This is a genomic window from Pseudomonas asturiensis, from assembly GCF_900143095.1.
Classification (GTDB): Bacteria; Pseudomonadota; Gammaproteobacteria; order Pseudomonadales; family Pseudomonadaceae; genus Aquipseudomonas; species Aquipseudomonas asturiensis.
On record NZ_FRDA01000007.1, the window covers coordinates 31724 to 44065 of the forward strand.

Here is a 12342-nt window from a genome sequence, read left to right on the forward strand (position 1 = left end):
AGACAAATGGGCGTAGCTATGGTTACGACTGTGAGGTCCTTTTCTGAAGGCTGCGACTACCCGATGTGTTCGGTAATCGCCCTGAATCGGCCACGCCGCTGTTGGCCTGGAAAATGGCAGCGGCTCAGATCGCCCGAGCCTGATATCCCTCCTCGCCGATCAGCCGAATGATGTGCTCGGCACTCAACATGCTCTGCACCGTCACTTCCTTGCTCGCCAACTCGACCTGCACGTCAGCGGCCGGGTCGTCCTGCTGGATGGCCTGCGTCACGGCCCGTACACAATGACCGCAGGTCATGCCCTGAACATGGAATAACTGCATGGGATGCTCCTCTGAGAGTGAATGAGCGGCATCTTCAACCTTGCCATCGTGACAAGGTCAAGTTTTTGTATGCGCTGCCGGGCTGGCATTCAGCCTTATCGTGAGCCAAGCTCCGTTATCGACGTTTACCTCAGGAGGATCAGCGATGCGCTGGTCAGCAGTTAGCCTCTTCAGCATTCTCGGTTTAGTGGCCGCCGCCCCCGCCGTTCAGGCCGCCCAGGATTACGGCATTCTGATCATTTCCAGAGAGCGCCTGGAAGTGGCGACCTCCTGTGAAATCGGCATCTACATTCAGGATCAACTGGCCGGACGCCTCTTCCAGGAGGACTCGGTGTCCTTCAATCTGCCGGCCGGGCCGGTCTCGGTGCGTCTGCGTCGGCTGCCGGGCAAAATCGTCGGCTGCGAGCCGGGAATGGAAGCACCCAGCAGTACCACGATCCAGATGCACGCTGGCGACATCCTGAAATACCGCATCGCCACCAGTCTCAAGGGCATGTACCTCAAGAAAGCCGACCTCAACTATTGATTCGCGCTTGACCTTGCCCGTATGGCAAGGTTGATCCTTGCAGGTATCCAGCCTCAGGGAGTGAACGAGATGCAAGACACTATCACCTTCGACCTGCCCATCAGTGGCATGACCTGCGCCAGTTGCGCAGGCCGGGTCGAGCGTGCCCTGGCCAAGGTGCCGGGGGTAAACAGCGTGACGGTCAACCTGGCCAACGAACGCGCCCATGTGCAGGCCGAACCCAAGACCGATCCAGACACCCTGATCAGCGCCGTCAGCCACGCCGGGTATGGCGCGACGCTGCTACGGGACGAGCGCGTCGAAACCGATCGCAAGGTACGCAGCCTGCACCGTGAACGCTGGGCGTTGCTGCTGGCCATCGTTCTGGCGGTGCCGTTGATCGTGCCCATGATGCTCTCGCCGCTGGGCGTGCACTGGATGTTGCCGGCCTGGGTACAGGCTGCGCTGGCCACGCCTGTGCAGTTCATTCTGGGTGCACGGTTTTACGTGGCGGCCTGGAAGGCCGTGAGGTCGGGGGCTGGCAACATGGATTTGCTGGTCGCCATCGGCACCAGCGCCGGGTACGGCTTGAGCGTCTATCAATGGCTCAATGCCGCACCAGGCACCACGCCGCATCTGTATTTCGAAGCCTCGGCCGTGGTCATCGCGCTGGTGCTGCTGGGCAAATACCTGGAAAGCCGCGCCAAGCGCCAGACTGCCAGTGCGATCCGTGCGCTGGAGGCATTACGACCGGACCGGGCCTTGCGCGTGACGGACGGCGTCGAACAGGAAGTCGCCATCAGCGAACTGCAGCTGGATGACCGGGTAAGGGTCAAACCCGGCGAGCGTTTTCCGGTGGACGGCGATGTCATCGAAGGTCACAGCCACGCCGACGAGGCGCTGATTACCGGCGAAAGCGTGCCGGTGACCAAGGAACCCGGCGACCGGGTCACGGGCGGTGCCATCAATGGCGAAGGCCGGCTGCTGGTGAGAGTGACTGCGCTGGGCTCGGAAACGGTCCTGGCGCGCATCATTCGTCTGGTCGAGGACGCCCAGACCGGCAAAGCGCCCATCCAGCGTCTGGTGGACCGTGTCAGTCAGGTGTTCGTGCCTGTCGTGCTGATGATTGCGTTCTTCACCCTGGCGGGCTGGCTGCTGGTCGGCGCGTCGCTGGAAGTGGCCGTGATCAACGCGGTCACGGTGCTGGTGATTGCCTGCCCCTGTGCGCTGGGGCTGGCCACGCCCACGGCGATCATGGCCGGCACCGGGGTTGCGGCGCGCTACGGCATTCTGATCAAGGATGCCGAAGCCCTGGAGCGCGCCCATGAAGTCACGGCCGTGGTGTTCGACAAGACCGGCACGCTGACGTCCGGCACCCCGCGCATCACCAACATGATTGCGCTGGAGGGCAACGAAGAACAACTGCTGCAACGGGCCGGTGCCTTGCAGCGCGGTAGCGAGCATCCACTGGCCAGGGCGGTGCTGGACGTCTGTCGCGAGTGGCAACTGACGCTGGACGAGATCGAGCACAGCCACGCGCTGAGCGGACGCGGCATTGCCGGCACGGTTCAAGGCCATGAACTGGTTCTGGGCAACCGACGCCTGCTGGAGGAAAGCGGTCTGCCGATGGGCGATCTGGCCGAATCGGCGCGCATCTGGGAAGCCGAGGGGCGAACGCTTTCCTGGCTGATCGAGCGGGGACCCGACCCGCACGTCATCGGCCTGCTCGCGTTCGGGGATTCGCTCAAACCGGGCACCGATGAGGCGGTACGCGAGCTCAATGCCCGCGGTATCACCAGCCACCTGCTGACCGGCGACAATCGCGGCAGCGCGCAGGTGGTGGCCAAGGCGCTGGGCATTCACGATGTGCATGCGGAAGTCTTGCCCGCCGACAAATCGGCGACCGTGACGCAACTGAAAACCCACAATGTGGTGGCCATGGTCGGCGACGGCATCAACGATGCGCCCGCCCTGGCCGCCGCCGATATCGGCATTGCAATGGGCAGCGGCACGGATGTGGCCATGCAGGCGGCAGGCATCACGTTGATGCGTGGCGATCCACGCCTGGTGCCAGCCGCACTGGACATCAGCCGCAGAACCTACGCCAAGATCCGCCAGAACCTGTTCTGGGCGTTCGTCTACAACCTGATCGGTATTCCCTTGGCGGCGTTCGGCTATCTCAACCCGGTGCTCGCCGGGGCGGCAATGGCATTGTCCAGCGTCAGCGTGGTGAGCAATGCCCTGCTGCTCAAGACCTGGAAACCCAAAGATCCGGGAGACACACCATGAACATCGGTCAGGCGGCAAAGAAAAGTGGCCTCAGCGCCAAGATGATCCGTTACTACGAATCCATCGGCCTGCTGCAGGCGGCACATCGCAGCGAAAGCGGGTATCGGCTATATAGCCCGGAAGACCTGCACACCCTGGCCTTTATCAAGCGTTCACGGGACCTGGGGTTTTCACTGGAAGAAGTCGGCAAGCTGCTGACCCTGTGGCAGGACCGCCAGCGCGCCAGCGCCGACGTCAAAGCCCTCGCCCGCCAGCACATCATCGCGTTGAACCAGAAGATCAACGAACTGGCCGGATTGCGCGACACGCTTCAGGATCTGGTAGAGCACTGCCAGGGCAACGACCGACCTGACTGCCCGATCCTCAAGGATCTGGCGTCGGGAGGGTGTTGTTCGTGACAGGGCGCTCCGCGTCCGCCTGTCAGGTTTTGTACGAAAAGTCGGCGAGCGAAGGTCAGGCAAGGCAAAAACAGGCGAGGAAGCGGAGTCTACGTGTTGTAAATGAGCATTCCGAGCCTGTTTTTAACGCAGCATCACCGAGCGCAGCCACTTTTCGTACATAACCTAGCGACGCGGAGCGGCTGGTCACTGCAACCAGGGCGGCGGCGGCTCTTCCGTGGACTTGCCCGGTGGCGCATCGTCGGCTGCGCGGGCGGCCTGACGACGGGCTTCGTCCAGACGGGCGGCTTCGATTTCACGCAGCACGCCGCCCACATCGGCTTCGTCCTCCGGCTCGTCGAATTCACCGGTCAACACCGTAGTCGGCGATAACGTACCGGCTTCGTAATACGACCACATTTCCTTGGCGTATTTGGTCTTTCTGAGTTCCGGCGCAAAACGGCCGAAGTACAAGGCCATGTTGCCGACGTCACGCTCCAGCATACTGAACGCGTGGTTGTTGCCCGCCGCATCCACCGCCTGCGGCAGGTCGATGATGACCGGACCACTCGGCGCCAGCAGCACGTTGAACTCGGAAAGGTCACCGTGCACCAGACCGGCACACAACATCAGCACGATCTGCTCGATCAGGAACGCGTGGTATTCGCGCGCCTGATCCGGCTCCAGTACCACGTCGTTCAGACGCGGCGCGGCATCGCCATACTCGTCGGCCACCAGTTCCATCAGCAGTACGCCTTCCAGGAAGTCATACGGCTTGGGCACTCGCACGCCCGCGCTGGCCAGACGGAACAGCGCTGCCACTTCAGCGTTCTGCCACGCGTCTTCGGTTTCTTTACGGCCGAACTTCGAACCCTTGGCCATGGCCCGGGCCTGTCGGCTGTTGCGTACCTTGCGACCTTCCTGATACTCGGCCGCCTGGCGGAAACTGCGTTTGTTCGCCTCCTTGTAAACCTTGGCACACCGCAGCTCTTTGCCGCAGCGCACCACATAAACAGCTGCCTCTTTACCACTCATGAGCGGGCGCAGCACCTCGTCGACCAGACCGTCTTCGATCAGGGGTTCAATGCGTTTAGGAGTTTTCATCAGCTTTTATTGTGGGTCCTTTGTGGCCAGATACGCGATTGTTGCCGTTATACGGCAATCCTCCGCCAGCGAGTAGGGGGAGCGTCTTTTGAGTTGCATGGATTTTTATCGAAAATTCACGCAATGCCCCGGTTTCAAGCACCTTTCGTGCCGCGTCGCGCTGCAAAGATATTGCGCAGCAAAACATGTCGCCGCTGACATTCGCGCGGTTTATTTGAACAGCTCGCCAGGCGTAACGCCGAACAACCCTTTGAATGCAGCGATGAACGCAGACGTCGAATCGTAGCCGCAGGCAAGGGCGGCGCTGGTAACGCTGCTGCCTTCTTCCAGGGCGCTCAACGAGGACAATAACCGCGCACGCTGTCGCCAGCCGCGAAAGCTCAGGCCGGTTTCGCGCTGAAACAGACGCATCAAGGTCTTCTCGGAGGTCCCGAGACGCTCGGCCCAGTCCTGCAGGGAAACTGACTGGCAGGGCTCCTCGATTAACTCGTTGCACAAGCCCAGCAGACGCGGATGCCGCGGCAGCGGCAGGGAGAAACCCACTTCAGGCAGATGCGCCAGTTGATCCAGCAGAACTTGCACCAGCCGCGATTCGGCACTCTCCTGTTCCGGGTAGGTGGCAGGCAGCAGGCAGAAGCTCTTGATCAGTTCACGCGCCAGCGGCGTGACCTCCAGCACTCGGCAGCGCTCGGGCGCCCAGCGCGAATCTTCGCTGCGGATATACAGGCTGCGCATTTCAGCGCGCATCGACGTCACCACCTCATGCTCCAGCCCGGCAGGGATCCATACGCCCCACTGCGGCGGCGCGAAAAAGCTGCCTTCGGCCGTGTGTACCCCCAGCACGCCGCTGATGGCATAGGAAAACTGCACCCATTCATGACGATGCGGCGGCGTCCATGAGCCGGCGCTGAGGCTCTCGGCGCGAGCGTACAGGGGACGCGGCAGCCCCGGCAGTTCGGGGATCTGGCGTTGCCCTTCGGGATGACGCGTGTCGATCTGTCCGTTACTCGGCATCGTATGACCTTATGTCGCAAGACGGCTATTGCTCAACAGAGTAGCCTGCGTACATCCCTGTTTACAAAATTGCCCGAGCCTTCCATGCAATCACTCAAACATTTCAAGCGCGTCGCCACCGACTGGTTCCTGCTGGGCATGGTGCTGGCGACTGTCCTGGCGTATTTCTTTCCGCGCTTCGGCGCGACCGGCGGCGGCATGCATGCCGAGTACGTCATCAACATCGGCGTGTTCGTGGTGTTCTTCCTGCATGGCGTCAACCTGTCCAGCGAACAGATCAAGAAAGGCCTGCGCAACTGGCGCCTGCACGTGATGATCCAGGCGTTCACCTTCGTGGTATTTCCGGTTCTCTGGCTGGCGTGCGACAAACTGCTGGGCTCGCATGTCCCGGCGTTGCTGATGCTGGGTTTTTTCTACCTGTGCGCCCTGCCCTCGACGATCTCCTCGTCTGTGGCACTGACCGGCAGCGCAGGCGGCAACGTGCCTGCGGCCATTCTGAACGCCAGTATGTCCAGCGTGCTGGGCATTTTCATCACGCCGTGGCTCATTAGCCTTGTCGTCGGAACCGGCGCAGGCGGGATCGATCTGAGCGATACGCTGCTCAAACTGAGCCTCATGCTGTTGCTGCCACTGGTGCTGGGCCAGTTGCTGCGGCCATTGCTGGGCACGTTCTTTTCGCGCCACAAGAAGTACACCGGCATCATCGACAAACTGGTGATCCTGCTGCTGGTATATGCCGCGTTCTGTAACTCGATGATCTCGGGCATGTGGCAGAGCCAGGGCAACAGCGTGATCCTGACCGCCTTTATCGGCACCGCCCTCCTGCTCGCAGTCATTCTGCTGATGACCACCAGCACGGCACGCGTATTGAAGTTCGATCACGCCGACAAGGTTGCCGCTGTGTTCTGTGCGAGCAAGAAGTCCCTGGCGGCCGGCGCGCCGATGGCGGCGCTGATTTTCGGCACCCATCCGGGGCTGGGCCTGATTCTGCTGCCGATCATGATTTATCACCCGATGCAGCTGATTGTCTGCTCGGTGATCGCCGAGAACTACGCCAACCGCCATCGCCAGCAGCTCTCGAAAGCAGCGCTTGAGGAAGCGCAGGCCGCGTGACAACGATGCGCTACATCAAAGCATCGTCGTCGAGCGTGACGCGCGCATAGAACACAATGGCAACGGTGGGGATCAGTGCGGAATATCCCGGCTTGAGCGCGGTGCTGAAGCGCGTCAGCACACGCTGAACCGGTGCCTGGCGAATCGCCGACAACAAGCCCTTGAGCGAACCGGGCTGACGCTCGGGCGGCTCAAGGGTCGCGACCGAGCGGCTCGCAGAGCCGATGGGCACATCATCGTTGCTCGCGGGCTTGAAAATCGAGCCCACGGTCAGGCGCTCGGCCAGCGTATCGACATGCCTGGCGTAAACGTCCCAGGGCATGGCCTTGACGCTGGCACGCGGCATTTGCGCCAAGGGATGCGCCGCCGTAAATGCGTGGCGGAAGAAGGTTCCGAGCAACAACTCTTCGACTTCAACCACGGTCGCACAGTGATGCAGCGCATCGCCCAGATCATACTGCCGGGCGAGCATGCCGAGCACGCGGGTGTACGAGATGCCGTGACGACGGGCGGCATTGACCACGCAGTGCCCGGCGACCAGCTGGAATTCGCGCACGAAGGCGTAAATCCGGTCTTCCTCAGAATCCTTGAGTTGCGTCCAGCGGCTGCTGCGCAGGTGCTGGATCGCCGCCTCCAGCAGATAGTACGGCGAACGCGACAGCACGCTGTGCAGATACGTGTCCTGCAGCACGGGGTCCTGATTCGCCCTCTGTAATGCTACGTCGTCCAGGTCCATGCCTTCGCAGCCGCTGAAGCGGGTGGCGATCAGCACTTCCTGCAAGCGCGTCCAGTAATGATGGTGGCGATAGCCTTGCATGTAGACGTTTTCAAAATGCTCGACCGGCCCACGCCCCAGGCTCTTTTCACCCAGGTTGAGCAACAGCACGTGGTCTTCGCTGGAGTACGCATTGATCAGCCTCCCGCAAATACGGCGTTTCAGCGCACGGGCGTCGTCCGCCGAGAGGCGCACTGCGGCAGCCATCAGCAGCACATCGCCGATCACCAGACCATGCTCGGGGGGCCGGTCCAGCCCTTTGAGCGCGCTGACCAACAGCCGTCCACCCAGCGAATGGCCGATCAGGTTGACCCGCGTAACGCCGGGGTGCTGTTCGAACAGGTAACGGTCCAGTTGCGCCAGCAACACCTTGCCCATGGCTTCGGCACGCGAGCGAATGCGTGAAAAATGGTAAGCACGATCACCCGCCAGCGCAGCCGCTCCGGCCAGCGGGTGCATACGGGCAGCCGCCACCAACAGGCCACGGGAGCGATTGTTCATTTGCGTGAAGTGGCTCGACGGCCAGAAGGCCAGGATATTCACGCTCTGGCGCAATGCGGCCGGAATGCTGTTGGCCAGCAGGCGTCGGTCATTGAGGTCATGCCCCGACGAATAGCCGTGGATGAAGATATTGGCCACGTTGCCCGAGGGTCTGGGCAGCGTCAGAAACTTGAAATGATTGTCCACGTTGTCCTGTTTCGCCTGACCGTGGCGCTCCCGTTCAATTTCTGACAATGAACCGCTTGGCGATCAGCATGATCAACCGCAGGCAGAAAGCCACGCCGGTCAGCGAAATGACGACCTTGGCGACCAGAATGAAATAGCGTTCGATCTCGTCGGAAATCAGGCCGATCAACAGCCCCATGCCGCCGATCAGCAGCCCGATCAGCATCAGGCCGATATAAGGGCGCAGCCAGCGGGACTTTGATCCCTTGTCGAACAGGTAAAGCAAGGCACCCACCAGAATCAGGAGCACCGCCACGCCAATAATGAGTCCCATCCTTCACCTGTCTGTGCTTCAACCGAGCGCAGGGTACTCCCGCCCTGCAGCGGTCGATTATGCCGACGACCCGGGTCTATGGCTATCGGCGCGACGACAGGTACTCAGCGCTCCAGAATCGCCGTCACGCCCTGCCCGCCCGCCGCACAGATGGAAATCAGCCCGCGACCACGGCCTGCCGCCTCCAGCAGCTTGGCAAGATTGGCGACGATCCGGCCACCGGTCGCGGCAAACGGATGACCGGCGGCCAGCGAACTGCCTTTGACGTTCATCTTGCTGCGATCAATAGTGCCCAGCGGCGCGTCCAGCCCCAATCGGGTCTTGCAGTAGTCGGCGTCTTCCCAGGCCTTGAGCGTGCACAACACCTGGGCAGCGAAGGCCTCATGGATTTCGTAATAATCAAAGTCCTGAAGCGTCAAGCCGTTGCGTGCCAACAGGCGCGGCACAGCGTAGACCGGCGCCATCAAAAGGCCTTCCTCGCCCCTGACAAAATCCACAGCCGCCGCTTCGCCATCACGCCAATAAGCCAGCACCGGCAGACCGCGCTCGCGCGCCCACTCTTCGCTGGCCAGCAGCACCACCGAAGCGCCGTCGGTCAGTGGTGTGGCGTTGCCTGCCGTCAACGTGCCCTTCGCGCTGCGCTCGAAGGCGGGTTTGAGGCCCGCGAGCTTCTCCAGCGTCAGATCCGGGCGCAGGTTATTGTCGCGATTGAGCCCCAGATAAGGCGTCATCAGGTCATCGTGCCAGCCTTCGGCATAGGCCGCCGCCATCTTCTGGTGGCTTTCCAGTGCAAGCTGGTCCTGAGGCGCGCGCTCGATGCCCCAGTGCTGCGCCATCAATTCGCAGTGCTGGCCCATCGACAGGCCGGTGCGCGGCTCGCCATTGCGCGGCAACTCCGGCTTGAGGTGATGCGGACGCAACTGCATCAGCGCCTTGAGCTTGTCACCCGTACTCTTGCTGCGGTTGACCTGCAGCAGGATGGCACGCAGGTCCTCGTTGACCCCGATGGGCGCGTCGGAGGTGGTGTCCACCCCGCCGGCAATGCCGCACTCGATCTGCCCCAGGGCGATCTTGTTGGCCACCAGCAACGCCGCCTCCAGCCCCGTACCGCAGGCCTGCTGAATATCGTAGGCCGGGGTCTGCGCCGACAGTCGGGAGCCCAGTACGCATTCGCGGGTCAGGTTGAAGTCGCGAGAATGCTTGAGCACTGCACCGGCCACCACTTCGCCCATGCGCAGCCCGTGCAGGTTGAAGCGCTCGATCAGCCCTTCAAGCGCGGCGGTGAGCATGTCCTGATTGCTGGCCGTGGCATACGGGCCATTGGAACGGGCGAACGGAATACGGTTACCGCCTACGATGGCGACCCGGCGAGGCTGCGTCATGGAAAACTCCCTTTCTTCAAACCGATAGATGAACAGCGCAGATGAGCAAGAACAAACCTCGCCCGGCTGTGGTCCACTTCTTTGAACCCCGACCCGAGGAGAGTGTTCCATGCCGTCAGATCGCTATATCGATTTCGCCAACTCCGACGTGGGCCGTCGCCTGGTGAAAGCCGTCGGTCTGCCGGCCCCGACACGCCTTGAGCGTTGGCAGGCCGGGCGTCTGCGCCCTGTTGAGGGCACGCTGCTGATCAGCGCGGGGCCTTTGGCTGACCAGGTTCGCGGGTTCGCCCAGCGCCTGACCGACTCGCTGTACAGCTTCGGCAGTGACATGCCCGGCGCCACGGCCTGGGTTGCCAACCAAAGCCCGAAGCTCAAGGCTGTGGTGTTCGACGCCAGTACGATCCTGAGGACCGAACACTTGCGGCAGTTGCGTGATTTCTTTCACCCGCTGCTGCGCTGCCTCGATACCTGCGCCCATGTGGTGATCCTCACTCGTTCGCCACAAACCCTCGACGACCCTCTGGCGGCCAGCACCCAGCAGGCGATAGAAGGCTTCAGCCGTTCATTGGGCAAGGAACTGCGCAACGGTGCCACGGTGAAACTCTTGCAGGTGGATGAAGGGGCCGAAGATCAGCTGGAAGGCGCACTGCGATTCTTCCTGACGCCCAAGAGTGCGTTTATCTCCGGGCAGTTTCTGCATTTGACTCCATGCACGTCGCACGTGCAGGACTGGAGTCGCCCACTGGCCGGACGCAAGGCCCTGGTGACGGGTGCTGCGCGCGGTATCGGCGCATCGATCGCCGAAACCCTGACCCGCGATGGTGCTCAGGTCATCCTGCTGGACGTGCCACAAGCCCGTTCGGACCTTGAAGCCCTGGCCTCGCGCCTGGGCGGACAGGCGCTGGCACTGGACATCTGCGCACCGGACGCTGCAGGCCAATTGCTGGAACATCTGCACGGCGGCATCGACATTCTGGTCCACAACGCAGGTATCACCCGCGACAAGACGCTGGTCAACATGCCGGAGGATTTCTGGGACTCGGTGCTGGCCGTCAACCTCAACGCCCCGCAAGTGCTGACTCAGGCGTTACTGGACCACGGCGCGCTGAACGACAACGCTCGCGTAGTGCTCATGGCCTCGATCAGCGGCATCGCCGGTAATCGTGGGCAGACCAACTACACCACCAGCAAGGCCGGTCTGATCGGTTACGCCCGCGCCATGGCTCCGGGCCTTCAATCGCGTGGCATCAGCATCAATGCGATTGCTCCGGGCTTTATCGAAACCAGAATGACCGCCGACATGCCCTTCGCCTTGCGTGAAGCGGGCAGGCGCATGAGCTCGCTCGGTCAGGGCGGCTCGCCTCAGGACGTCGCCGAAGCCGTGGCCTGGTTCAGCCAGCCGGGCACGGGCTCGGTCAGCGGCCAGGTGCTGCGCGTCTGTGGTCAAAGCGTGATCGGGGCATAAGACCCTGCATTGAGTTCGAGGAGAAGGATGATGACTGCTCACTGGCTCTATCTGGATGCGGTGCCTGCGCTGCCTAACCTGTTCTTCCACGCCGCCCTGCGCCGCAAGGTCACGGGCACGCAACTGCCTGATCTGGGCTTGCGCAGTTGGGTGTCGGTGGATGCCGACAAGCTCGCTGCGTACCGCACAGTGTGCGGATTCCAGGACAGCAGCCTGCTGCCACCGACCTATCCGCACGTTCTGGCCTTCCCGCTGCAGATGCAACTGATGACCTCAAAGGACTTTCCCTTTCCGTTGATGGGACTGGTACACGTCGCCAACCGCATCCGCATTCATCGCCCGCTCGGCGGCGTCGGCCAGGTGTACGTCAGCGTGCAAGCCACTGACCTGCGGCCACATCCCAAAGGCGCGACCTTCACGCTGGTGACTCACATCGAAGACAGCGTGGGTGTTTTGTGGGAAGAAGACAGCACCATGCTGTGCAAGGGCGTAAGGCTGGAGGGCGATAGGGACGAGCACCTCGAACCGGCCTGTCTGCCAGTCATCGAGCACGCCACCTGGCAAGCCACCTCACATATCGGACGCGACTATGCCCGCGTCTCCGGCGACTACAACCCCATTCACCTGAGCGCACCCAGCGCCAAACTGTTCGGTTTCCCGCGCGCCATCGCCCACGGTATGTGGCTCAAGGCACGCACGCTCGCCGCCCTGGATGAGCATCTGCCTGCGTCCAACGTCGAGATCGCCGTGCAGTTCCAGAAGCCGGTGCGCCTGCCCAGCGATGTGAAACTGTTCGCCAGCGCAGCAGGCTCGCACGGCCAGCTGCGGCTGGACGGCCAGCCGGACCTGATGCACATGATCGGCAGTTGGCAGCCTGCGGTGGAGTGACGAGGCTTGGCACAGACCCCGGAGCTTGCCTCTCTTTGAGTCGATCACGGGGTGTCTGAGAAGCATCCATTCCTTATTGCAGCTGAACAAACCCAAAAGCCCGCTTGC

The 12342-nt window shown here is 62.2% G+C and carries 12 protein-coding genes; 6 read left to right on the forward strand and 6 right to left on the reverse strand.

Features of this window, described 5'->3' with window-relative positions; genetic code table 11:
• Window positions 1–124: 124 nt before the first annotated feature.
• Complete coding sequence (locus BUB69_RS14040; RefSeq protein ID WP_073167774.1) at window positions 125–322, reverse strand: heavy-metal-associated domain-containing protein; 198 nt, start codon at window positions 320–322, stop codon at window positions 125–127.
• Between the two features lie 145 nt (window positions 323–467).
• Between BUB69_RS14040 and BUB69_RS14045 the strand changes: the two genes are divergently transcribed.
• The 3 genes from BUB69_RS14045 (at window position 468) to cueR (ending at window position 3514) form a co-directional block, all read left to right on the forward strand.
• Window positions 468–848 (forward strand): hypothetical protein, encoded by a 381-nt coding sequence (locus tag BUB69_RS14045; RefSeq protein WP_073167777.1) that lies wholly within the window; start codon window positions 468–470, stop codon window positions 846–848.
• Window positions 849–917: 69 nt separating this feature from the next.
• Entirely contained in the window at window positions 918–3116 is a 2199-nt protein-coding gene (locus BUB69_RS14050; protein WP_073167781.1) for a heavy metal translocating P-type ATPase, read from the forward strand.
• Window positions 3113–3514 (forward strand): Cu(I)-responsive transcriptional regulator, encoded by a 402-nt coding sequence (gene cueR / locus BUB69_RS14055; protein ID WP_073167785.1) that lies wholly within the window; start codon window positions 3113–3115, stop codon window positions 3512–3514. The genes BUB69_RS14050 and cueR overlap by 4 nt, the downstream gene beginning before the upstream one ends.
• A 186-nt stretch (window positions 3515–3700) precedes the next feature.
• On the opposite strand, the gene BUB69_RS14060 is transcribed toward cueR, so the two are convergent.
• Both BUB69_RS14060 and BUB69_RS14065 read right to left on the reverse strand, forming a co-directional pair.
• Complete coding sequence (locus tag BUB69_RS14060) at window positions 3701–4597, reverse strand: PA4780 family RIO1-like protein kinase (protein ID WP_024685380.1); 897 nt, start codon at window positions 4595–4597, stop codon at window positions 3701–3703.
• A 210-nt stretch (window positions 4598–4807) separates the two neighbouring features.
• On the reverse strand, window positions 4808–5611 hold the full coding sequence (locus BUB69_RS14065) for an AraC family transcriptional regulator (RefSeq protein WP_073167788.1): 804 nt from the start codon (window positions 5609–5611) through the stop codon (window positions 4808–4810).
• A gap of 84 nt (window positions 5612–5695) precedes the next feature.
• Here BUB69_RS14065 and BUB69_RS14070 point away from each other — a divergent pair, with 84 nt between their 5' ends.
• Window positions 5696–6724, forward strand: a complete 1029-nt coding sequence (locus tag BUB69_RS14070; RefSeq protein WP_073167791.1) for a bile acid:sodium symporter family protein — start codon at window positions 5696–5698, stop codon at window positions 6722–6724.
• Between the two features lie 10 nt (window positions 6725–6734).
• On the opposite strand, the gene BUB69_RS14075 is transcribed toward BUB69_RS14070, so the two are convergent.
• The 3 genes from BUB69_RS14075 to BUB69_RS14085 all read right to left on the reverse strand — a co-directional run bounded on the left by BUB69_RS14075 (window position 6735) and on the right by BUB69_RS14085 (window position 9881).
• Window positions 6735–8186 carry a DUF726 domain-containing protein gene (locus BUB69_RS14075; RefSeq protein WP_073168145.1) on the reverse strand — a complete coding sequence of 484 codons (1452 nt, stop codon included), beginning with the start codon at window positions 8184–8186 and terminating at the stop codon, window positions 6735–6737.
• Window positions 8187–8220: 34 nt separating this feature from the next.
• Entirely contained in the window at window positions 8221–8499 is a 279-nt protein-coding gene (locus BUB69_RS14080; RefSeq protein ID WP_073167793.1) for a hypothetical protein, read from the reverse strand.
• 104 nt (window positions 8500–8603) lie between these two features.
• On the reverse strand, window positions 8604–9881 hold the full coding sequence (locus BUB69_RS14085; protein ID WP_073167795.1) for an acetyl-CoA C-acetyltransferase: 1278 nt from the start codon (window positions 9879–9881) through the stop codon (window positions 8604–8606).
• 109 nt (window positions 9882–9990) lie between these two features.
• Between BUB69_RS14085 and BUB69_RS14090 the strand changes: the two genes are divergently transcribed.
• Both BUB69_RS14090 and BUB69_RS14095 read left to right on the forward strand, forming a co-directional pair.
• Window positions 9991–11346 carry a 3-oxoacyl-ACP reductase gene (locus BUB69_RS14090; protein WP_073167797.1) on the forward strand — a complete coding sequence of 452 codons (1356 nt, stop codon included), beginning with the start codon at window positions 9991–9993 and terminating at the stop codon, window positions 11344–11346.
• A 30-nt stretch (window positions 11347–11376) separates the two neighbouring features.
• On the forward strand, window positions 11377–12234 hold the full coding sequence (locus BUB69_RS14095) for a MaoC family dehydratase (protein ID WP_084537104.1): 858 nt from the start codon (window positions 11377–11379) through the stop codon (window positions 12232–12234).
• Window positions 12235–12342: the final 108 nt, after the last annotated feature.

What these genes read in the sequence shown, in the direction of transcription:
- BUB69_RS14040 (WP_073167774.1), bottom strand. Translation starts at nt 322, where the DNA reads ATGCAGTTATTCCATGTTCAGGGCATGACCTGCGGTCATTGTGTACGG.
- BUB69_RS14045 (WP_073167777.1), top strand. Translation starts at nt 468, where the DNA reads ATGCGCTGGTCAGCAGTTAGCCTCTTCAGCATTCTCGGTTTAGTGGCC.
- BUB69_RS14050 (WP_073167781.1), top strand. Translation starts at nt 918, where the DNA reads ATGCAAGACACTATCACCTTCGACCTGCCCATCAGTGGCATGACCTGC.
- cueR (WP_073167785.1), top strand. Translation starts at nt 3,113, where the DNA reads ATGAACATCGGTCAGGCGGCAAAGAAAAGTGGCCTCAGCGCCAAGATG.
- BUB69_RS14060 (WP_024685380.1), bottom strand. Translation starts at nt 4,597, where the DNA reads ATGAAAACTCCTAAACGCATTGAACCCCTGATCGAAGACGGTCTGGTC.
- BUB69_RS14065 (WP_073167788.1), bottom strand. Translation starts at nt 5,611, where the DNA reads ATGCCGAGTAACGGACAGATCGACACGCGTCATCCCGAAGGGCAACGC.
- BUB69_RS14070 (WP_073167791.1), top strand. Translation starts at nt 5,696, where the DNA reads ATGCAATCACTCAAACATTTCAAGCGCGTCGCCACCGACTGGTTCCTG.
- BUB69_RS14080 (WP_073167793.1), bottom strand. Translation starts at nt 8,499, where the DNA reads ATGGGACTCATTATTGGCGTGGCGGTGCTCCTGATTCTGGTGGGTGCC.
- BUB69_RS14085 (WP_073167795.1), bottom strand. Translation starts at nt 9,881, where the DNA reads ATGACGCAGCCTCGCCGGGTCGCCATCGTAGGCGGTAACCGTATTCCG.
- BUB69_RS14090 (WP_073167797.1), top strand. Translation starts at nt 9,991, where the DNA reads ATGCCGTCAGATCGCTATATCGATTTCGCCAACTCCGACGTGGGCCGT.
- BUB69_RS14095 (WP_084537104.1), top strand. Translation starts at nt 11,377, where the DNA reads ATGACTGCTCACTGGCTCTATCTGGATGCGGTGCCTGCGCTGCCTAAC.